At 40.5% G+C, this 20278-nt stretch carries 20 protein-coding genes; 10 read left to right on the top strand and 10 right to left on the bottom strand.

Translation table 11 applies throughout. The features are described from left to right. Positions 1-137: 137 nt before the first annotated feature. Entirely contained in the window at positions 138-1433 is a 1296-nt protein-coding gene (gene ctpB, locus SYN7509_RS0207090; protein WP_009634373.1) for a carboxyl-terminal processing protease CtpB, read from the top strand. A gap of 41 nt (positions 1434-1474) precedes the next feature. Here the strand turns inward: ctpB and SYN7509_RS0207085 are convergent, their stop codons facing one another. The 5 genes from SYN7509_RS0207085 to SYN7509_RS0207065 all read right to left on the bottom strand — a co-directional run bounded on the left by SYN7509_RS0207085 (position 1475) and on the right by SYN7509_RS0207065 (position 6145). After that, the gene (locus SYN7509_RS0207085; RefSeq protein ID WP_009634374.1) at positions 1475-2812 is read right to left on the bottom strand and encodes a four-carbon acid sugar kinase family protein; all 1338 of its coding nucleotides are present in this window, start codon (positions 2810-2812) and stop codon (positions 1475-1477) included. 126 nt (positions 2813-2938) lie between these two features. Beyond that, positions 2939-3274 carry a hypothetical protein gene (locus tag SYN7509_RS0207080; protein ID WP_009634375.1) on the bottom strand — a complete coding sequence of 112 codons (336 nt, stop codon included), beginning with the start codon at positions 3272-3274 and terminating at the stop codon, positions 2939-2941. Positions 3275-3359: 85 nt separating this feature from the next. Further along, the gene (locus SYN7509_RS0207075) at positions 3360-4466 is read right to left on the bottom strand and encodes a saccharopine dehydrogenase family protein (protein ID WP_009634376.1); all 1107 of its coding nucleotides are present in this window, start codon (positions 4464-4466) and stop codon (positions 3360-3362) included. Between the two features lie 336 nt (positions 4467-4802). Beyond that, entirely contained in the window at positions 4803-5528 is a 726-nt protein-coding gene (locus SYN7509_RS0207070) for a molybdopterin-dependent oxidoreductase (RefSeq protein ID WP_009634377.1), read from the bottom strand. Further along, positions 5525-6145, bottom strand: coding sequence for a cytochrome b/b6 domain-containing protein (locus SYN7509_RS0207065; RefSeq protein ID WP_009634378.1), 621 nt, complete (start codon positions 6143-6145; stop codon positions 5525-5527). Before SYN7509_RS0207065 ends, SYN7509_RS0207070 begins: the two co-directional genes overlap by 4 nt. Before the next feature lie 128 nt (positions 6146-6273). Here SYN7509_RS0207065 and SYN7509_RS0207060 point away from each other — a divergent pair, with 128 nt between their 5' ends. From SYN7509_RS0207060 to SYN7509_RS0207035, 6 genes are all read left to right on the top strand, one after another. Beyond that, on the top strand, positions 6274-6606 hold the full coding sequence (locus tag SYN7509_RS0207060; RefSeq protein ID WP_009634379.1) for a hypothetical protein: 333 nt from the start codon (positions 6274-6276) through the stop codon (positions 6604-6606). Beyond that, entirely contained in the window at positions 6596-7138 is a 543-nt protein-coding gene (locus tag SYN7509_RS0207055; protein WP_009634380.1) for a GIY-YIG nuclease family protein, read from the top strand. The genes SYN7509_RS0207060 and SYN7509_RS0207055 overlap by 11 nt, the downstream gene beginning before the upstream one ends. Before the next feature lie 243 nt (positions 7139-7381). Then, positions 7382-7909 carry a porin family protein gene (locus tag SYN7509_RS0207050; protein ID WP_009634381.1) on the top strand — a complete coding sequence of 176 codons (528 nt, stop codon included), beginning with the start codon at positions 7382-7384 and terminating at the stop codon, positions 7907-7909. Between the two features lie 209 nt (positions 7910-8118). Beyond that, entirely contained in the window at positions 8119-10140 is a 2022-nt protein-coding gene (gene sir / locus SYN7509_RS0207045) for a sulfite reductase, ferredoxin dependent (protein ID WP_009634382.1), read from the top strand. Next, the gene (locus SYN7509_RS0207040; RefSeq protein ID WP_009634383.1) at positions 10140-10856 is read left to right on the top strand and encodes a 16S rRNA (uracil(1498)-N(3))-methyltransferase; all 717 of its coding nucleotides are present in this window, start codon (positions 10140-10142) and stop codon (positions 10854-10856) included. Before sir ends, SYN7509_RS0207040 begins: the two co-directional genes overlap by 1 nt. Before the next feature lie 78 nt (positions 10857-10934). Beyond that, the gene (locus SYN7509_RS0207035) at positions 10935-12026 is read left to right on the top strand and encodes a tetratricopeptide repeat protein (protein ID WP_009634384.1); all 1092 of its coding nucleotides are present in this window, start codon (positions 10935-10937) and stop codon (positions 12024-12026) included. Positions 12027-12044: 18 nt separating this feature from the next. Here the strand turns inward: SYN7509_RS0207035 and SYN7509_RS0207030 are convergent, their stop codons facing one another. Continuing rightward, the gene (locus SYN7509_RS0207030) at positions 12045-12686 is read right to left on the bottom strand and encodes a hypothetical protein (RefSeq protein ID WP_009634385.1); all 642 of its coding nucleotides are present in this window, start codon (positions 12684-12686) and stop codon (positions 12045-12047) included. Positions 12687-13138: 452 nt separating this feature from the next. On the opposite strand from SYN7509_RS0207030, the gene SYN7509_RS0207020 reads away from it, so the two are divergent. Beyond that, entirely contained in the window at positions 13139-13726 is a 588-nt protein-coding gene (locus SYN7509_RS0207020) for an esterase/lipase family protein (RefSeq protein ID WP_009634386.1), read from the top strand. On the opposite strand, the gene SYN7509_RS0207015 is transcribed toward SYN7509_RS0207020, so the two are convergent. Beyond that, positions 13723-14151 (bottom strand): VOC family protein, encoded by a 429-nt coding sequence (locus SYN7509_RS0207015; protein WP_009634387.1) that lies wholly within the window; start codon positions 14149-14151, stop codon positions 13723-13725. The genes SYN7509_RS0207020 and SYN7509_RS0207015 overlap by 4 nt on opposite strands. A 28-nt stretch (positions 14152-14179) precedes the next feature. Between SYN7509_RS0207015 and SYN7509_RS0207010 the strand changes: the two genes are divergently transcribed. Beyond that, entirely contained in the window at positions 14180-14938 is a 759-nt protein-coding gene (locus SYN7509_RS0207010) for a TIGR00297 family protein (RefSeq protein ID WP_009634388.1), read from the top strand. 134 nt (positions 14939-15072) lie between these two features. On the opposite strand, the gene SYN7509_RS0207005 is transcribed toward SYN7509_RS0207010, so the two are convergent. From SYN7509_RS0207005 to SYN7509_RS0206995, 3 genes are all read right to left on the bottom strand, one after another. After that, positions 15073-16074, bottom strand: coding sequence for a glycoside hydrolase family 130 protein (locus SYN7509_RS0207005; RefSeq protein ID WP_009634389.1), 1002 nt, complete (start codon positions 16072-16074; stop codon positions 15073-15075). 327 nt (positions 16075-16401) lie between these two features. Next, the gene (recJ, locus tag SYN7509_RS0207000) at positions 16402-18759 is read right to left on the bottom strand and encodes a single-stranded-DNA-specific exonuclease RecJ (protein WP_009634390.1); all 2358 of its coding nucleotides are present in this window, start codon (positions 18757-18759) and stop codon (positions 16402-16404) included. A gap of 21 nt (positions 18760-18780) precedes the next feature. Further along, positions 18781-19566, bottom strand: a complete 786-nt coding sequence (locus tag SYN7509_RS0206995; protein WP_009634391.1) for a PD-(D/E)XK nuclease family protein — start codon at positions 19564-19566, stop codon at positions 18781-18783. 33 nt (positions 19567-19599) lie between these two features. Here SYN7509_RS0206995 and SYN7509_RS0206990 point away from each other — a divergent pair, with 33 nt between their 5' ends. Further along, complete coding sequence (locus SYN7509_RS0206990) at positions 19600-20205, top strand: hypothetical protein (protein ID WP_009634392.1); 606 nt, start codon at positions 19600-19602, stop codon at positions 20203-20205. Positions 20206-20278 lie beyond the last annotated feature (73 nt).

The raw sequence follows: 20278 nt of genomic DNA, 5'->3' as shown, positions 1-20278 counted from the left end.
TAATCCTTCTTTTCCCCACAAAACCGCTAGTCGGGTGTATATTCGATACAAATACCACCACAACTTACGTCGTGGTACTTAATGCCTGGGTGAATCGGCTTTCCACATCCTTTCCTCCAAAAAAAGCGCGAATTTCAATGCACCAACCATCAAGACGCTTCTCACCACTCAAAATCGCTTTGTTTAGCGGAGCGATCGCAACTACGGCTACTTTATCTGTGTATGCTCCAGTTTGGAGTAATTCTCTCCGTACTTCGTTGCAAGACAACAACCCCAAAATTTTGGTCGATGAAGTCTGGCAACTGGTTAATAGCGAATATGTAGATGGCACGTTTAATAAAACTAACTGGCAAGCAGTTCGTCAAGACTTATTAAGCCGTAATTATACTTCTCGCGAACAAGCTTATGCGGCCGTTAAGCAAGCTTTAGAAAAACTAGACGATCCTTATACGCGCTTTCTCACTCCCGAAGCTTATGCAGCGCTAACCGATCAAACTTCTGGAGAATTATCTGGGGTAGGGATTCGGTTGGAATTAAACGAAAAAACAAATAAGCTTACAGTGGTAGAAGCGATCGCTTCTTCTCCGGCGCTGAAAGCAGGCATTAAGTCAGGAGATGAAATTTTAGCTATTGACGGCAAACCTACCAAAGGGCTAGATGTTCAACAAGCTTCTAGTCTAATTCGCGGCAAAGCTGGTACTCTAATTACGCTAAAAATTGGACGCTCTGGACAAAAAACCTTCGATTTGAAGCTGACTCGCGCCACTATTGAATTGCCAACCGTTCGTTATACCCTCAAACAAGAAGGTAAGCGGAAAGTAGGTTATATCAGCTTAAGAGAATTTAGCTCTCATGCTGCCGAACAAATGCAACGAGCGATTAAAGACTTGGATAGTCAACAAGTCGATGCTTATGTTCTAGATTTACGCGGCAATCCAGGCGGCTTGTTAAATTCAAGTATCGAAATTGCGCGGATGTGGCTAGATAGTGGGGCAATTGTCAAGACTGTAGATCGAAATGGTGCTAGCGAACAACCCGCAGCAAATCGCACGGCTTTAACTAAGTTGCCTGTAGCAGTATTAGTAGACGGCAATTCGGCAAGTGCTAGTGAGATTTTGGCGGGAGCGTTGCAAGACAATAATCGCGGCATTATTGTCGGTAGTCAAACTTTTGGTAAAGCGTTAGTACAGTCGGTACATTCCCTTTCTGATGGATCGGGTATAGCTGTAACTATTGCTCACTACTACACTCCTAAAGGTACTGATATCAGCCATAAGGGAATTACCCCAGATATCAAAATTGATCTCACTGAATCTCAAGCACAAACTTTAGGTTCTAATCCTACTTTATTAGGGACTAAAAACGATCCTCAATATACAAGAGCGATCGCAATTCTCGCAAATAGTTCTGTAGCTCAATCGCCTCAAAGGTAATAATATGGGAGGCAAGAAAATTTCTTGCCTCTTTAAATTGGCTATTTTTTCCCTGTCAACCGATGGTAAATTGTCACTAATGCGTCGGTATCTCCTACATTTCCCGGAAATAATACTACAGGTAAATTGGGAAACTGTGGATGATTTTCAGGAGTAACAACCATTGAGCAGCCAGCTAAAATCTGACCTAATAGCCTAGCTGAAGTTAGTGCTAAACCCGTACTCAAGACATCATTAGAAGTAATCCCGCCTTTACTGACTAAATAACCAATATCACTAGGTAAACTGCGCACAATATCCATAAGCAAAGCTGAAACATCCGCGCCAAACTGTAACCGCGCTTGCACGTCGGCAAAAGCCAATTCTTGACGACTGGTATAAATTACAGGAGTTTTATTATCTGCGTGTACGGGTTGGATTTGTTCTAAAGTTTGCTGTAGTAAAGAATGGGCTTTTGAATTATCCAGCAATTGAGCAACATCTATTTCAATCCCAACAATTCCAGTTTCTTGTAGCAATGCTTGTAACTGATCGGTAGTTTTTTGGACGTGAGAACCTACTATAAACGCTCCTGGCTTCCCATTTCGCACATACTGAAACATCTCCTCGGCGGGGACGCTTTGGGGTGGAAGGTCTGCTAAAGCCGTTAAAATACTAGCAGCGCTGCGAAACAAAAAACGTTTACCATTACTTGCGGCGGCGAGGATATCTTTAGCAAAAATATTTAGATCCTCTTGAACTTCGCCATCTACAACGACGCATTGATTATCTGTAAGTTTTAGCAAGCGCTCTAAAGTAGAAAGTTTCCCAGTAATATCAAAACCCGTGCGAATCCCTATAAGCAAAAATCGCTCTACAGTATTAGCTGGAATGCGCCCTTGAGTTTTTTCGGCGACATAGTCGGGTAAATAGCTGTAACTATATCCAAACACTGAATCACGGGCAAATTCAGTCTCATTTACAGGTATAGGTACGCCATCCACAATCAAATAATGCACACTATCAATAGTTATTCGTCCGCCTTCAAAGAAAGCAGGGACAAGAAAATGAGCGTCAAAACCGCCTAATTCTTCGGCAATTACATCGGTTTCAATCGGGTAGTGTCCGCGCAAAGTAGAATCGGAACGACTGACAATTAAATAATCTTGGAGATTTAGAGATGCGATCGCAATTTTGAGATTTTGGCAAACTTCCCTAGTTACTTGCGCCGCTTGTTCTGGGGGAAGGCTGCGAGTATTGGTTAACACAAAGAATATTGGCGACTCGTCAGTTAAACCCAAGCGCAAAGTATCTACATCCCAAACCGTCAATAGCAAGCAACTGTGGACTGTCTGCGAACCTGTAGGATCGTCATCAAGTACAATAATCTTTGGTTTCATAAAAAATATTCCTACTTCATTCATTCATTAGTACAAGCATCTGACCCGTACTACAAGAAGGTGGTTGCAGGTTTTAATATGTCATGAAAGTAGAGACGCTTTTAAAAACGCCCCTAGGGAAAATTGTTATTTTTTATTGCCTGTTACTTTTTCTAGTAAATCTTTGCCTTGCTCTACCAAGCTTTTTTCTGAATCTGTAGCTTGAGACTCTTTGACACTTTTAAGATTAGCTTTATCTTCCGGTTTAAAAATTTGTTTCGCGCTGGACGATTCTTGCTTTTCTTCTTCTAAAATTCCTGCACCTTCTCCAAATTGATAAGCGCGATCGATTTTGTCTTGACTTGTCAATTTGTCTCTAGAAGCAGTTATCGCGTAACTTGGAGCTACACTCGAAAAAACCATCAATAGCATTAGCCCCAAAACTACAATTTTTTGAGCCAAAGATTTTAGTAAGCTTTGCATAAACCGATCTCTATTTATCATTACCAGAGGCATCCTACTTTTACGCCCTAACCCGTGCCTTCTGCCGCAGGATATATTGATGGCTTTAGGGCAACCATTCTTGATGAATAGTTAAGCCGCGACTAGCTAAAGTTTGCTCAAATAAATCTGTTGGTAAAGCTTGCTCTACTGCCCATACTCCAGGCTTAATAAGTTTTTTTGTTAGCAACAACTGAGCAATACTACCCGTACCGTAACCAGAAGAAGTCGCGGCATTATCATGTACTAACGTTGCACAATACCCCGCATTTTGCCCACTCTTGCGCCCGGTAACGTGCGATCGCACTGCCACCCCAGTACCACTAAAAAGATTGGTTACATCGGTCATCAAGTGGCTAACACGAGCTAAAAATTCTACCGCGCTGCGCTGTCTCATCAGTTTTTTGGGAAACCAATGGGCGGCAATCCAAGTTAAATGGTTGTAAAAATCGGGAACTGAGCCAAACTTAGTAATTACGGTTTTAACGGGGAAAGTTTCAGGAAGTGTAAAAGCTTCGGGCATATCAAACCAGTACACACCCGCTTTACCATAAGGCGCGGGAAATTGAACTTCTTCGCGATCGCTATAAGGCTTTATTTCTTGCCATTTCCCATCAATTAGAGCTTCAAAGGGATGTTGTAAACCCAAAAATGTTGTCCGCATTACTGTTATTCCCGCGCCACCCGAACCCGCTACTAGGTAACTTAGGTGAATGCGATCGGGTTCGTCTAATTGTTCTACACACTGGCGCACCATGCTATTAGATATACCGGGGAAAATCCCTGTATTAATAATTGCTGTTACTCCGGCTTTTTCTGCTTGGGAGCGATAAGCCAAGGCTTTACGAGTAAAAGAGCGATGATCGCTAACATCTAAATAATTCACTCCTTGCTCGATACACAGTTGCAAAACTTCAGCATCGCGGTAATGAAAAGGCCCAGCGCAATGGATGACAAGATTAGAGGAGGCGATCGCATTTCTTAAACCAGTGGTATCTGCTAAATCCAATTGCAAAAACTGTACGCGAAGTCCAAGCTTGGCGCTGACAGCTTCTCCCGCCGTTGAGTTGCGGCTTGTAATTGTGATTTGCGATCGTGTATGGGTAGCAATATCTTGAGCCACACTGCTGCCAATTCGCCCCCGTCCTCCAAGAATTAAAACCTGGTCTGTCATTGCCTAAAACTTGTAACATTCCTACTTTAGTGAAGCAGTTTTTATTTGTTTGTGTCCTCCGTAGCAGGGATGAAATTTATAGAATAATTGCCCCTTCTTTTATCTTTGTAATACTGCGGAGATAACAACGGTAACTGTAGCCGCAGAAATTAAAGCAAAAGCTAAGTTTACTATTTGATTAGAAGCTTTTTGATAGGCATCTATTTTAGTATTACTTTCTAATTGCTTAAGGTCTAAAGATTGAATCTCTCTATCTAACTTATCAAGTCTGTTTAATACTTGCTGTTGAAAGTCCTCTGTAGATTGTATAATTTTTTACCTATTAGAAAAGTTTTATTATAGTCCTGCAAACCATTCATAACCTTGGTCTTCCCAGTAACCTTTAACTGGTAAGAAGTTTTCTAGTAATAAGATGCGAGTGACCCACTTACTTTGTTTATATCCAAGTTTGATTGGAGCAGCTAAACGCAAAGGCGCACCATTTTCAATTGGTAAAGGCTGCCCGTTTTTCTCATAAGCCATCAAGGTTTGAGGATGCAAAGCCGAAGCTATATCCCAACTTTCATAGTAACCATCTGCTGACTGAAAATAGACGTAGCGGACGTTTTTTATGGGTTTGGCAAGTGCAACAATATCTCGCAATTGTAACCCACCCCACTGAACAATTGCTGCCCATCCTTCAACGCAGACGTGACGAATTGTCATTGATGTACGGGGCATTTGTTGAATATCTGCCATACTCAAACTTAGAGGATTATTAATATCACCTTCCACTAATAACCGAAATTTTGCCGCGTCAATTTTGGGAGTAAAATCAAAAGTATTAATAATTAAAGCATCTGGTTCGATAGCACTTTTGGCAAATTCCGGTACAGGCTTTTGAGAGTTTAATAATAATTCTTCTACGCTTTGATTTAAAGGCTCAAAAGTTTTACCGACTACATCCTCAAAAAATCTTCCTCCACAACCATTTAATAATAAGCCTAGGCTAGATAATCCCGATAGCTGCAAGAATTGACGACGCATTAACAAACGACGATTTGGAACTTCAATTAAACTCATACTATACCTTTCCAAAACATTGATTCTACTAACCGCGACCCGCCAACTTTAAGCCCTAATAAAGAATGAACAATAGTAAAAATAACTACTATTGGTACAGAAGAAAAGTGAACAATTCGCAAGGCTTCCCAGCTACCAAAGAAGTCAACTATCCAATAAAATTGAGCGGGTTTATACATTCCCATACCGCTAAATATAGCAAGTAGTAAAATAGGCACGATCGCCGTGTAAGCTAATCGATGCCAAGCATAATTCTTACGTTTTGGGTTGTGGCTGAGTTTAAGAGCTTTAAGATCCTTACGGCTGATAAATCGGTGTTTCCAGCGCTGAGTAATAATAATATAAATTCCGTACCAAAGTAGATTGAGGGCAAATAACCACATTGCCGCAAAATGCCAGTGTCTACCACCTGCTAACCAACCTCCAAGAGCAAATATGGGCGGAATTTGCAACCCACCACGTCCACCAAATACGGGATTAGCGTTATAAATTTGGATTCCGCTTGTCATCATTAATAACAAGCTAATTAGATTAACCCAGTGAAAAGTCTTAGCAAGCAAAGCTTGATGAATTGGATGGCGAAAGGGGGATTTATCATTTGATAGCGATGAATCCATAGATTTTGAGTGATGGAAAGTACCATCATATTCTCGCAAATCTGCCAACTTAGGTTTAAGAAAAAATAGATCCGAAGTTCTCTGTCAATCGTAAAATAGTTACAACGTGCGATCGCCTACACAAAAAAATGCCGCTCAAAATCGTCGAACACTTTGATAGTAGTTTTACCCTCGCTCCTGAAGCCCAGGAAGCTTTGTTTAGCTCATTACGTGGTGAATCTTTCCTTAACCAACTATCGGGGCAAATAGAGGGCAAAACTGTTGAGTTTACGGGGTTGTTGTTTCAGCCTGTACCTTATACTACGGCGACACCCAAAGGAATGCCAGCAGAGTTTGAAAAGTACCACGCTGACGACGAATATATTATTATCAATGTCCCGCCTAACTTTATGTTTCAGGCAAAAATCTTTAAACCCAGTCGCCTTTGTGCAATTTACCGCCAAGTAGATAATGACAACTGAAGCTAATATTCCTACCCTTGATAGTTTAGAATACATCCCTTACTTGGATGCGGAGGGTCAACTCCCCGCACAATTTCAAGGAAAAGTCGGGGTTTATGCCATTTTTGATCAAGACAAAGTGTTGCAATACGTGGGTTATTCCCGCGATATCGATCTTAGCCTGAAGCAACATATAGTCCGCCAAGCAACAAAATGTTACTGGCTTAAAGTCCATTTGATTGATCGCCCTAGTCGCACTATTTTAGAATCTATTAAAGATGCTTGGATAAGTGAAAATAGCACAACTCCCGCCAGCGTAGGATCAGAAGCCGCACAATGGACTGATCCTATTGATGCCAAACTGACAATGACGGCGGAGGAGAAAAGTAGTTATCATGCTGGCGATGGATTAATGCAAGATAAATTACTTAAAAATATTGCCCGGCGAGTAGAGCAACAAATATTAGCACAATTGAGCGATCGCGGTTTAAAAATGCAAGTGCGTTTCAATCCTAAGTTAAAAGAAAAAGGTTTACTCGACTTGAAGCAGTAAAGCTAATTAAAACTAGCTTCAATATCCATTATCAGCCTAGGGTTTAAATCCTAGGCTTACTGTTTGTTTTAAGACTTAATCATTTAGATTGTGACAGTTTATAAACAGTCTATATAGTGCCTTTATTTAATCCTTTACACGTTAATAAATATTGATTTCTGTAGAAAACTTTTTTAACAAAACTGGAACATTTTTAAACAGTCAGAAGACTAATAAAATATGAAATCAAAAACACTAACACTTATGAAATCACTTCTCAAACAATCTGTCAAGTTTGCAGCATTATCAGCCTTATTAATTGTTCCAGTATTATCCGCACAATCAGCTTCAGCAATGCCTTCAGGCACTAGAGCTAGTTATCTCGGCGCAGGTATTTCTACGGGCGTTACTAATGGTGGACAAACTGGAGATGCGGCAAAACTTGGCGGGAATATTCAAGGACGGTTAGCAATTCCCAATACATCAATTTCAGCGCGGGGAGCAATTTTATTTAGCAACGAAACTAGCGCCCTTATACCGATAATTTCCTACGATATTCCGGTTACAAATAGAGCAAATGCTTATGTAGGTGCAGGCTACTCTTTTGTAGAAGCAAATGGCAAACCTACACCTTTAGGCAACAAGGATTCTGTTGTATTAACGGCAGGTTTGGAAACAGAAGCAACCAAAAACATAATGTTTTATACTGATGCCAAACTAGGTATAAAAGCTTATGAAAATAGCCCAGCCTCGGCGGTAAGTTTCCAAGCGGGTGCAGCTTATCGGTTCTAATTTTAGGTGTGGTGAGGTTCAATTAAATTAAAGTTGGGGTTGTTTAGTCATAGAATTGGCAAACCCCAACTTTTTCTCGTGTTAAAATTAAGGTATTCCTCATAATACCGACGGATTTACCGGAGATTGAACAGCCGATTGGGATGTTTGTAATTCTACTGGTGCGGCGGTGAACGTTGTAGTCTTAAAATCTCCCTTAATCAAGTGCAATGGTAAAGTCTTCTATCTCTAATCCTGCTGCGTCGCGCAAACCCTCTAAAGTTGAAGGTTTAAAAGAACGCAGTAATTTTTTGCGCGAACCCGTCGCTACCGAACTAAAGCAAGATACAACGCATTTTTCGGAAGACGCAATTCAAATTCTCAAGTTTCATGGCTCTTATCAGCAAGATAACCGCGATAATCGCGTCAAGGGACAAGAAAAAGATTATCAGTTCATGCTGAGAACTAGAAACCCCGCAGGTTTTGTACCTCCCGAACTGTATTTAACTCTCGATAGATTAGCGGAAGAATACGGTAATAAGACGCTAAGAGTTACAACTAGACAAGGCTTTCAGATGCACGGGATTTTGAAGAAAAATCTCAAAAGTGCGATCGCAGCTATTGTAAGAAGTATGGGTTCGACTTTGGGCGCGTGTGGCGATGTCAACCGTAATGTTATGGCTCCCCCCGCTCCCTTTAAAAATCAACCAGCTTATCAGTATGCTTGGGAATACGCTGATAATATTGCTCAGTTACTAACGCCGCAAACAGGCGCGTATTACGAAATTTGGCTTGATGGCGAAAAAGCAGTTAGCGCCGAAGAAAACCCGGAAGTTGTCGCCGCACGTCAAAGCAACGGTACAGGGACAATTATTCACGATAACCCAGAACCTATTTATGGTACGCATTATATGCCCCGTAAGTTTAAGTGTTCGGTAACTGTACCAGGAGATAATTCGATTGATTTGTATTCTCAAGACTTGAGTTTGGTAGTTATTACCAATGACAAGCAAGAGTTGCTAGGCTTCAACGTATTTGCTGGTGGTGGATTGGGAAGAACCCACAACAAAGAAGAAACCTTTGCGCGGATGGCTGACGAGATTTGCTATGTAGCCAAAGAGGACGTTTACAAGCTTATTAAGGCAATTGTAGCTACTCAAAGAGATTATAGCGATCGCACTGACCGCCGCCACGCCCGATTAAAATACTTAATGAATGATTGGGGTGTAGATAAATTCCGCACCAAAGTTGAGGAATATTTTGGCAAAAAACTCGCACCGTTCCAAGCTTTACCAGAATTTAAGTATGAAGATTTCTTAGGTTGGCAAGAACAGGGAGACGGTAAACTATTTGTTGGTATATCGGTAGAAAATGGACGAGTTAAAGATGAAGGTGCTTTGCAATTGCGAACGGCTTTAAGAGAAATTGTCCAGCAATTTAACTTACCGATTCGTCTTACTGCTCACCACAATATAATTTTCTACGATATCGAACCAAGTCAAAAGCAGGCGATACAAGACATTTTGACTCGTTGTGGCGTACAAACTGACCCCCAAGCTATTAACGCCTTAGTACGTTACTCTATGGCTTGCCCAGCTATGCCTACGTGTGGACTCGCAATTACCGAATCTGAGCGCGTTATGCCTAGCGTTCTTAAACGGATTGAAACCTTGCTTGAACAAGTAGGTTTAGAAAACGAGCATTTTGTAGTGAGAATGACTGGGTGTCCTAATGGTTGCGCTCGTCCCTATTTGGCTGAATTAGGCTTTGTTGGTAGTGCTACAGAGTCTTATCAAGTTTGGTTAGGTGGTTCGCCAAGTCAAACGCGCCTAGCTGTTCCCTATATGGAACGGATGCACATCAACGATTTGGAGACGCAATTAAAGCCAATTTTTGCTTATTTTAAACAAGAAAAGCAAGAAAATGAAAGTTTTGGTTGTTTTTGCGATCGCATTGGTTTTGATTCTATCCGCGAATTTGCCGCTAATTACGAAGCCCAAAACGTTGTCGAAGCTTACTCCACCGATGATAGCGATGGTTTAGTCGAAGCAATGGCAGATTCCGCCATCGCCGAAAATGACGGACAAACTGTAGCAATTGGCAATACCACTATTGCTACAAATAAACTACGCCGTCGCATTAGTCTAAGCGATGACATTTATCTTCAGCTAAAAAATGCTGCTACTAGCCAAGGTAAATCGATGACTCAACTTGCTAACGCTGCAATTGAGGCTTATTTAAAAGCTGATTAATGGCACAATTACAAAGACTTGCGATCGCATTTTCTCAACTGCAAGACAAACAAATTTTGCTAACACGAGAACAATTGCACTATCTAAGCCGCGTTTTACGGTTAGAAAAGGGCAAGTCTTTTATTGCGATGGATGGTAAGGGTAATTCGTGGCTGGCGGTACTAGAAGACCAAAAAGCACAGATTTTAGAACCGCTAGAAGTTACAAGCGAGTTACCTGTAGCTATTACTTTAATTGCTGCTTTACCAAAAGGAAACGGCTTTGATGAAGTAGTGCGATGCTGTACAGAACTAGGCGTAACAACAATTATGCCCGTAATTAGCGATCGCACTATTCTTAATCCCAGTCCCCAAAAACTAGAACGGTGGCGGCGAATTGCTTTAGAGGCTGCGGAACAATCAGAAAGATCGATTATCCCGGCTATTTTAGAGCCTGTGGCTTTTAGTTCGGCGCTTACTACCGTTAAATCTAATTATCGTTATTTATGCGTGGCGCGGGGCGATAATCCTCATTTAAAAGTAGCAATTAATTCTGCAAGGGAAGGGGAAATTGCGATCGCTATTGGCGCTGAAGGAGGCTGGACAGGTGCAGAAATTGATAAAGCGATTGCTTCGGGGTTTCAAAAGGTTTCTTTAGGAAATCGCATTTTAAGAGCCGTTACCGCGCCAATTGTTGCTGTAGCTATTGTGGCGGCGGCTTTTGAAGCTAGAAAATAATTAAACGCGATCGCGCTAATTAATTATCCTAAGCTAGTAAACTGGGACTTTAGCTTTTTTATAACTATTTTCATCGCTATGCTTGACTATGTTATTGCTGCTTTTGAACGCCAAGATTACCAAGCCGCCGCCCAACTTTTGCAACCATTATTGCAAACATCCCCCGAAAACCCCTGGGTGCAATTTTACGCCGGAAGATTGTACGAGGAGTTAGGCGAACTAGAATCCGCTCAAAAAGTTTATCGCAGTTTGCTAAAAAACGTTACGAATACAAAACTTCTTTCTCAAATACGTCAAGGACTACAGCGCCTAGAAACCCTAATTCAAGAACAAAGACAACGGGGAATTGCTCAAGCTACTACAGGGTCAAATAATAATCAATTAGGTGTATTAGTATTAGAAGCAATTTCTAGTGAAAGTAAAACTGTAGCGGCGCAAAACTTTGCTCAAATTATGGAAATTGAACCCTACGCCGCACGGTTACAGCTTCCTAGTCGCGGTTGGCGGTTTTACAAAAGCGGTACTATTGGGGAATTACAATTTTTAGGTCAAGAACTCCGCGCTGCTGGGATTCCTTGTTTTTGGGCAAATATAGCTGAAATTAACCAAATTCGCGTTTTTCAAGTTAGCTATATTCAGCACGCTGAACCTCAAGCTACGGTAATTTGCCAAAACGAACAAGGACAAATGGGGGCTATGTCTTTTGAATGGTCAGAAGTAAGCGATCGCATTTTAGGACTATTACCCATTTTTGAGCAAGTTGTAGACCGAGATGTACGAGGCAAACTTCAGCGCAAAACCAAAACTCAAGACTACGCCCACTTTTGCGATTTAGTCCTTCCTAGCAGAGGTTGCATTTTGCGTATTCACGATAACAGCTACGAGTACCAAAAAGGCGTTACTAAAATTGATAAAAGCGATCGCTCAACTATTAGAATTAGCTGGAATAGTCTGCTCGATTTTCTCTCTTTGCAACTACCCACTACTCCAATTTGGTCTGATTTTTCTCCTTTTGCAGAAACTGTAATCGATCAAATTGAGCTATTGAAGCGCATTCCCTCTAATATTCATCTTTTTCGCCGTACTCCCTCTACCTGGGATTCTGCGTTTATGTTGTACAGCACTTTAGTATCGATTAAAGCTGCTAATAAAAAAGAGGAGAACATTTAATTCTCCTCTAAATTTTAATTAACCTTTAGTAGGACTATTGACTTGATTTGCCATATCCAGGAAATTAGTCATATTTGCCCCAGGGCGACGGCGGCTACTTGAACTATTAACTGGGTTAAGATACTTGGGTGCAAAAGTCGTTTCAGTTTTGCTTTGTCCGTTGCTGCTTGCGGCTATAGATTTACTTGGTTTTGCTGGCTCTGCTTTCAAACCTTCTGCTGTTTGTACTAACTCAACCTTACTTTTTTTAGCGGCTACAGGTTCAGCAGTTTTTGTTGTTTCTTTGGGCGTAGATTCGGTATTTTTAGCTTCATCTATAGCTTGTTTTGCTGCGGTTACTGGCTCAGAAGTTTTATCTTTATCTATAGCTTGTTTTGTGGCGGCTACTGGCTCAGAAGTTTTTACGATTTCTGCTACTTGCTTTGCGGCTTCAACTGTCGCATTTTTAGTTTTTTCTACAGCTTGTTTTACCGCAGCAACAGGTTCAGTTAAAAACTTGGGATCTTCTGATTCATCAAGTTCCATAAAATAGCCACTACGTTTTTTGGCTTTAGCCGAACCTGAAGCTATTTGCTTATCGGCTTGGGCTTTTTTACCAGCAAACAACCCAACAAAAAACGATAAAATTCCCGTCAATATATTTTTTAAACTGCCAATCATTATAATTTCTCCTGATTTCTAACAATGATTAAAGTAACAACAAAATTTTCTTTTTATGCAGAAACTATTGGTCTATTGCTCTGTCTCGTTATGCAATTACTTACAAACAATTTACTTGTTGTTAATAGCAATTTTTAGTTGTTATTAAATTGCTTTTTGTTAACTACAACTTGCACTTAGTTCACATTAATTATGAGTTCTCTTTGTGACTTATTGCAAGAATTTTATATAATTGTTAACAAAACTTATACAAGACTGATAATTAAGCATTAATACTTAATTATCAAGAGGAGTAATATAGGGAATTACTTAGTAAATAGTTACATATATTTAAAATAGATTTAAGTAAAAGGTACAGATTGCACTGAGTTAAAGTTGAGTTATATATTAGCCCAGTACCTTAAATAAATCCTCTAGCTCAAGTAGTAAGTATAAAAAGGGATAAGACAAGTTTGAAAACTAGCAAATGCGTACTATTGGTTCATGGATTAAATGACACAAGGGCAATTTTTCAAACCATGGCTCCAAGTTTAATAAAGCTTGGTTGGTCAGTGTACGATCTTGATTTGCTACCAAGTAATGGGGAATTGCCTCTTGACAAATTGGCGCAACAGGTAGCGGATTATGTAAATGAAACTTTTGCCCCCGATCAAAAACTAAGTGTAATTGGCTTTAGTATGGGGGGAATTGTTAGCCGCTATTACATTCAAAGGTTGGGGGGAATAGAACGAGTAAAAAACTTTATTACTATAGCTTCTCCCCATCAAGGAACTTGGGTAGCTCATTTGTTTGACACTCCCGGTTGCGTACAAATGCGACCTTATAGCGCTTTTTTGCAAGACTTAGAGCAAGACGTGGAAATGTTGGAGCGTATAAACTTTACATCTATTTGGACACCTTACGATTTAATGATTGTGCCAGCAAATAGTTCCGAGCTACCTGTGGGCAAAAATATTCCCCTGCACGTATTGCGCCATGATTGGATGGTGACAGATCAAGGATGTTTGAAAGTAGTAGCGGAGGCTTTAGGGGATGGTTAGCGATCGCCTATTTGAGCATAATCGCGATCGCCAAAAATTGCCGCCGGATAACGATAGTATTTAAACTCCAGCAAATTGTAAAAAGGATCTTCTAAAAAAAAGGTACGATGCTCCAATGGTGAGTCGGGGAAACGGTGCTTGGGTTCTTCTCGAAAAAGTAGATTAGAATCGCGCGATCGCTCTAGCAGCTTCTCAAAATCTGGTTCTGAAGTAAAAATTAAACCAAAATGTCTAGGATAAATAGCTTTTTGAGGTGTAAGGACATCTTTAGTTGTATGAGCCACCAGTTGATGACCGTGTAAATTAAGAATTAAAGCATGATGAGTTTCACGTCCAGGAATGCAACCCAACCCATCAACATAGAAGGTTTTTGTTTGAGCGATATCGGTGACGGGAAAGGCAAGATGGAATAAAGTTTGATTCACGGCTCAAAATTTACAGGCTAGTAATGTAATGGTATCTCCAATTTATTCGCTAAATCCTTGGATAATTGCTGTGATATTGAACACAGTTTTATTAACTATTGCCTGGATTTCTCCCAAAAAACTCCTCACAAACGCCGGGTTATTTCATGGCTGGATACTAGGGGTACTAATTTGGGGTAGTTTAGGTTGGCAGGGATACATAGTTGTTTTGTTTTACTTTTTAGTTGGTTCGGGCGTTACTCGCATTGGTTTGGCGCAAAAAGAAGCTGAAGGAATTGCCGAAAAGCGATCAGGGGCGAGAGGCCCGGAAAATGTCTGGGGTTCAGCGCTAACGGCGGCTATATGTGCAGTGGGGGTAGCTGTGGGGATAAAAGCGATCGCACCATTGTTACTACTAGGTTATGTAGCAAGTTTTAGTACCAAACTATCAGATACTTGCGCCAGTGAAGTAGGGAAAGCTTACGGAAAGCGGACTTATTTAATTACAACCTTGCAAGCCGTACCTAGAGGAACTGAGGGAGCGGTTAGTTTAGAAGGGACATTAGCCGGAATAGTTGGTTCAATTGCGATCGCATTTATTGGCTGGGGAGTAGGTTTAATTGACGTATCGGGGTTAGTTTTTTGTGTAGTAGCTGCCTTTATCGCCACAAATATAGAAAGTGTGATTGGCGCAACTTTGCAAGCCAAGGTAGATTGGCTAACCAATGAAGTAGTCAATATTTTTAATACCTTAATTGGCGCAATAGCTGCGGTGCTATTAGCTTTAGTTTGGCAATGGTTGCAATGAACAACTTACTACAGCGCCCATACTGTTGCTTGAATGCGATCGCGCATCTCTAATTTATTTAAAATTTGATTTGACTAACATGGTTTTTTACAACTGTAGAGCTATTCTTTATAATCCATCCCTAAAAACGACAATTATTGAACAACAGAAAGAGATTCAGAAATTTTGACTTTATCATAAATTTCAATATAGCAATTTTTGTGGTTATACCCAATAGACACCGCCCATTTTTCACCATAATCAATCATTCCACACGTATATATTACATTCCAAGGATCTCCGTATATTATCCGTAAAAGATATCCTAACCAATCAATTTTTGAATATTTACTGTACCAAAGTTTATTCAAAAATCTTCCAAACAATTTCTTAAATATTCCAGGTTCTGCAATTAATATTGGTTCTGAAGAAATTTGAGTTACCCGCCACTGGGTTATATCTACGATATAAAATCCCATTGAGTATGTACGAATTGAGTTTGAGAGTTCATAAGTGTGAAAAATTCCAATATATTCAGTTCCACGCCAAGGAATTAAAGGTGTACTTCCAGATAGATAAGTCTGGAAATGACTCTCCCAAGGACTAGATAAAACTTGTACACAAGTATTATTTTCTGGTTGAAATTTAATTACATTTAAAGGATTGATCTCGTAAAGGAAATAAAGCTCGTTTCCAAGAACTAAAGGAGACCAGTTTTTTTCTTGCGCTGGCAAAGCATCTTCTGAGACGGCAAAATTGATATTACGACCATATTCAGGTATACGAGTTTGAATAACATGACCATCTAAATCAATCTGGCTGATAACAACTGCCGAACACCATTTTCCAGAAGTAGCTTTAACTGATTGAATATACATAAGCCATAATTGATCCATCCAAACAAATGCCCTTGGATCATCAAATGTTGCAGGTAGCTTTGTCATTGCCGTGAAATTGACAACTTGATGCTTACTAATAGGCTGAAAGTTAATAGGATTAAGCTTCACAAAGGCAATATTGGTATAGCTATCAGGGTATTTGGATGTAGAGGATATAAATCGGTAAAAGAGTAGTATTTCTCCTTGAAAGGATACCAAAGATGGATTGAAACAACTTACTAAAAATCCGGCTAAATTATTGTTGCTGATCCCAATCATATTTTATTAATTATTCCTTATAGTATTTAGCTTTAATAAGGTAAAAAATTTCCGAAGGATTTATTATACAGGAAGTCTTAATTAAATAGAGGGTCAGCTTTAGGAGAGGTTTGAGTTCCTCAACTACAATTCATCCCTATATCAGTCCTTCCCTTCTATTTTCAACTACTTGAACTACGAGGTCAATGAGTTAATGCATCAAAGGAGGAGGCAGTCAGGAGTTATGTCAGATTATGGCTACATCAGTGCGATCGCCACTTCAGTCAAGCAGGTTTTCGCGCTTTGATGTTAGATGCAGATTAGAACTACAGGCGGCAAGCGACTTAACTACACCTCTACAGGCAATTTCTGAGAAAAAACCGCGCTGATGGTAGAAATAGGCACTTTATAAAAATACTGGCGCTGAAATTGCTCCTCTCGTACCGCCGCGATAAATTGCTCAATAGTCTGCAAGTTCTCAGTATCGGCAATAGTTGGCTCTATTTCAAGCAAGCTCATTTTAAAAGCTCCGTTTTGAAAGCTAACTTTAAAACCCAAACATTTTAAAGCTGTAAATCCTAGTCGCAATAATAAGTCGCTAATTCCCAATTTTTCCATCAGTTGAGTGCGCGTAACGCCTTGCTGGGTGCGGCTGAGATATTTAGCAATCCCTACCAAATTTAGCCAAACAATCCGGGGTGAAGCTGGGTTAGGAGAGTTATAAGCGATCGCCAGTGGTTTATTTTCGTCAAGTGAGCGATCGTACCAAGCCCGCAGATCGTCCCAATTACTAGGACAATTTTTGACTAATAATACTGATGCTGTTAACTGCTCAAAATTACCTTGTCGCCAATCTAAAATTTTGTTGGGCAATATTGGGGAAGTAAGTTGTGTTGCATTAGCGCACTGACGAATCGCTAAAAGCCTAACTTCGTAATGAGGTTTTATGAATTTTTCGGGATTTTTATAACTGTTGTGATCGAGTTCTAAAATTGCATCGCAGCGCCCTTTAGGGATTTCTTCACTATAGTGTCCCCACCATACACCGGGAAATCTAAGGTTTGTGGAGTCATCACGCAATTGAAATTTGGTTTTTATATATTTAACTGTTTTACCCTTAAAATCACAGATATTTTGATTCTTAACTTCTTCAAACCAACAGTTTTGAATCAATAGTTTTGGGACGGGGTTTCCCATTCCACAGGGTTCGAGTAGTTTCAATTCTTTAAAAAGATTCTCACCTAAATCGGCAACGGTGACGACTAAATCGGCTTGCATTGTGGGCGGTGAAGTCGCATCTCCCAATATTTGCCGCAATCTTTGGTTAATTGCTTCAGTAAATAAGGGGATATTTTCTACAGGTAAACTTAACCCCGCCGCAAAAGGGTGTCCGCCGAATCGGTGCAATAAATGCGCTTGATCTTTTACTAACTGGTACAAATCGACTTGATTTACCGATCGCGCTGAACCACGCGCTAAACCTGTTTGTCCTTCGGTATCGGTACTTAATAAAATCGTTGGGCGACCTGTTTGCTGGGCGACTTGTCCGGCGACTAATCCCAGTACCCCTACAGCCCATTGTGGATCTTCTAAAACTATAACGCTTGTAGTTGATAAATCCATCTGTTCTAGTTTGGCGTTTACTTGCTGCTGGACATCTTTTTGTAAAGACTTTCGCCGAGTATTTGCTAGTTCGGTTGCTTCCGCCAATTGGTTGCAACGTTCTACATCTTTGCTTGTCAGCAACTCTACGCAAAAAGACGCATCTCCTTGAATCCGACTCACGGCGTTTATTCTTGGACCCAAGCCAAAAGAAATATCTGTCGGGCGATCGCCACTTCGACGACAAAGATCCAATAAACGCCCCACTCCAGGTCTGCGGCGTTCTGCTTCTAACTTTTTGGAATCAGATTGCATTTTTTCAATTCCCACCTGTGCCAAGTACCGACAATCGCCACTTAACTGCACTAAATCGGCTATAAGTCCAATCGCTACTAAATCTAATAAGTCTTCTAGAGGTTGCTTAGGGACATCAGGCAAGGTTTGATAAAGTGCTTCTACTAATTTGTAAGCTACAGCAACTCCAGAAAGATGAAAGAGTTGATGGTTGCTTGGCAAATAACGCGGATTGATAATTGCAGTTACCGGAGGGCGATCGCTCGGTAAAGTATGATGATCGGTAACTATAATGTCAATTCCTAAAGAGTTTGCATAAATTATTTCTTCAATATTTGTGCTGCCAGTATCGCAAGTAACAATCAACTTAGTATTGTTTTGGGCAGCTTCATCAATTCCCTGACAGTTTAAACCGTGCGATTGAGTAAGACGATTGGGAATGTAGTAATTTAGCTGCTGATGTTGCGGGAAAAACTGCCCCAATCCATCCCATAAAACCGCCGTTGAGGTAATGCCGTCTGCGTCAAAATCTCCCCAAATAGTAACCTTTTGATGGCGATCGCGTGCTGCTTGCAATCTGGCTACCGCTTGCTGCATTTCTTGCCCAAATACAAATGGAGTAGAAGCTTGATATAGTTGGGGTTTAATAAATTCTGCCAACTGCTGCACGTCTTTAACCCCACGCTGCCACAATAATTGAGCCGCGTAATGTCCCGAAGAATTGGAAACATAGCTTTTCACCGCTTGCACAAACCACTCTGGCGGCGATTCTACCGATATTACAGTCCAGTTTTGTAATTGTTCTGTCATCTACCAAACTTGCAGACATCTCTACTGAATTATTACTTCTTGAATAGTAGCAAGATTTAATAGTTTATTTGTACTATATTCTTGTTCAGCTAAATCTGGCTCCCAATTGCGATCGCATCTACTAACAAATTGGCAATAATTACAAGTTTTGCTACCTTCTACCACTTGCGGGAATTGTTCGCCGATTTCGTAACGTTGAAGCCAATTACTCAGTTGCAGAAGTAAAGAATTGAGTTTTTTCTCTATTTGCTGGTGCTGGGCGTTGCTGTAAGTAAAGGTTAAACTTTGCGGTTTATCCTCTGATTGCACAAACCAGTAAATCATAGAAATTTGTTCGGGCAAATATTCGCTAGTTTCCGCTAATACATATTGGTAAAGCAGAGTTTGCCAATTTTGGGCTAATTTGCGCCGATCTTGGGGTTTGGGGTAAGTTTTCCAATCGAGAATTTGGCAACTATCACCTCTAGCGATGAATAAGTCATAAATCACCGTTAGCAAATATTCTTCAACTTGCAAAGTGCGACAATGTTCGCTTTCCCGAAACTCGCCATCAACGGGGGTCAATATTTCTGTAGCTGCGCCTGCAAAAGCATTCATCCAGCCTTGCAGTTGTGCGTCTTCTTTAACTAAAGCATCAATAGGCAAACCTAATTCTTGCTGCTGCATCAACAGGTGAAAGCGGCTACCAGAACTTAAACGCTCTTGTTGCTCTAAGCTAGTAGGAGAGCCAAAACCGTCTAAATAAGTATGTTGAAATTGACGCGGACAACGTTCGAGTAAGTTTAGCTGTCCTTGAGATAATCGCATAAAGCTAATGATTTGTAAGCGTTATAAATAATTATGACTTCTTTGGATTCAACTATTAATTTTCTCGATATTTTAGATCGCGCGGCAGCGAGTTTACGAACTAAAGAACTTCGTCCAACCGCCAAAGAAGTAGTCAATGCTTTATTGCAAGCAGAAAAGACCGCGAAACAGCAAAGACTTGTGTATCCCCTCGAAGCGCTGTTTGGTCAGTGGCGGCTTTGCTTTACAGCGCCTAAAAATGCTCATCTCAAAAGTGGCGTAGCTTTAGGTAAGGGCTTTTATGTACCCCAAATTGCTCCTGCACAGATTGCTTTTAGTCCATCTCAAAATTTGGGCGAAGCTGGAATTGCTAATTCTCTGCAATTTGCCTCTTTACAGCTTAAGTTAACTGGACCCGCTCGTTATGTGGGTAAGAAAAATTTACTAATGTTTGATTTTACACAAGTAGAAATTTTGTTATTTAATCGAGCTATTTATAGTGGGGGTTTTCGAGGTGGGAAGCTTAAAGACGCAGATTTTTACAAAAAATCCGTTGCTAAAGCGCCTTTTTTCGCCTTTTTTAGAGTAACAGAAGACTTGATCGCCGCTCGTGGTCGTGGTGGTGGGCTGGCATTATGGGTAAAGGAAAGTATTTGGTAAAGTAATTTTTAGAACTAGGCGCGATCGCTTTATTTATTTATTTAGTTAAGGCAAAGTTTCAATATTATCTATG

The organism is Synechocystis sp. PCC 7509, assembly GCF_000332075.2.
GTDB lineage: Bacteria > Cyanobacteriota > Cyanobacteriia > Cyanobacteriales > Chroococcidiopsidaceae > Aliterella.
The sequence above is the reverse complement of the archived record's forward strand: the minus strand, read 5'-3'. Positions and strand labels throughout refer to the sequence as shown.

What these genes read in the sequence shown, in the direction of transcription:
- ctpB (WP_009634373.1), top strand. Translation starts at nt 138, where the DNA reads ATGCACCAACCATCAAGACGCTTCTCACCACTCAAAATCGCTTTGTTT.
- SYN7509_RS0207085 (WP_009634374.1), bottom strand. Translation starts at nt 2,812, where the DNA reads ATGAAACCAAAGATTATTGTACTTGATGACGATCCTACAGGTTCGCAG.
- SYN7509_RS0207080 (WP_009634375.1), bottom strand. Translation starts at nt 3,274, where the DNA reads ATGCAAAGCTTACTAAAATCTTTGGCTCAAAAAATTGTAGTTTTGGGG.
- SYN7509_RS0207075 (WP_009634376.1), bottom strand. Translation starts at nt 4,466, where the DNA reads ATGACAGACCAGGTTTTAATTCTTGGAGGACGGGGGCGAATTGGCAGC.
- SYN7509_RS0207070 (WP_009634377.1), bottom strand. Translation starts at nt 5,528, where the DNA reads ATGAGTTTAATTGAAGTTCCAAATCGTCGTTTGTTAATGCGTCGTCAA.
- SYN7509_RS0207065 (WP_009634378.1), bottom strand. Translation starts at nt 6,145, where the DNA reads ATGGATTCATCGCTATCAAATGATAAATCCCCCTTTCGCCATCCAATT.
- SYN7509_RS0207060 (WP_009634379.1), top strand. Translation starts at nt 6,274, where the DNA reads ATGCCGCTCAAAATCGTCGAACACTTTGATAGTAGTTTTACCCTCGCT.
- SYN7509_RS0207055 (WP_009634380.1), top strand. Translation starts at nt 6,596, where the DNA reads ATGACAACTGAAGCTAATATTCCTACCCTTGATAGTTTAGAATACATC.
- SYN7509_RS0207050 (WP_009634381.1), top strand. Translation starts at nt 7,382, where the DNA reads ATGAAATCACTTCTCAAACAATCTGTCAAGTTTGCAGCATTATCAGCC.
- sir (WP_009634382.1), top strand. Translation starts at nt 8,119, where the DNA reads ATGGTAAAGTCTTCTATCTCTAATCCTGCTGCGTCGCGCAAACCCTCT.
- SYN7509_RS0207040 (WP_009634383.1), top strand. Translation starts at nt 10,140, where the DNA reads ATGGCACAATTACAAAGACTTGCGATCGCATTTTCTCAACTGCAAGAC.
- SYN7509_RS0207035 (WP_009634384.1), top strand. Translation starts at nt 10,935, where the DNA reads ATGCTTGACTATGTTATTGCTGCTTTTGAACGCCAAGATTACCAAGCC.
- SYN7509_RS0207030 (WP_009634385.1), bottom strand. Translation starts at nt 12,686, where the DNA reads ATGATTGGCAGTTTAAAAAATATATTGACGGGAATTTTATCGTTTTTT.
- SYN7509_RS0207010 (WP_009634388.1), top strand. Translation starts at nt 14,180, where the DNA reads ATGGTATCTCCAATTTATTCGCTAAATCCTTGGATAATTGCTGTGATA.
- SYN7509_RS0207005 (WP_009634389.1), bottom strand. Translation starts at nt 16,074, where the DNA reads ATGATTGGGATCAGCAACAATAATTTAGCCGGATTTTTAGTAAGTTGT.
- recJ (WP_009634390.1), bottom strand. Translation starts at nt 18,759, where the DNA reads ATGACAGAACAATTACAAAACTGGACTGTAATATCGGTAGAATCGCCG.
- SYN7509_RS0206995 (WP_009634391.1), bottom strand. Translation starts at nt 19,566, where the DNA reads ATGCGATTATCTCAAGGACAGCTAAACTTACTCGAACGTTGTCCGCGT.
- SYN7509_RS0206990 (WP_009634392.1), top strand. Translation starts at nt 19,600, where the DNA reads ATGACTTCTTTGGATTCAACTATTAATTTTCTCGATATTTTAGATCGC.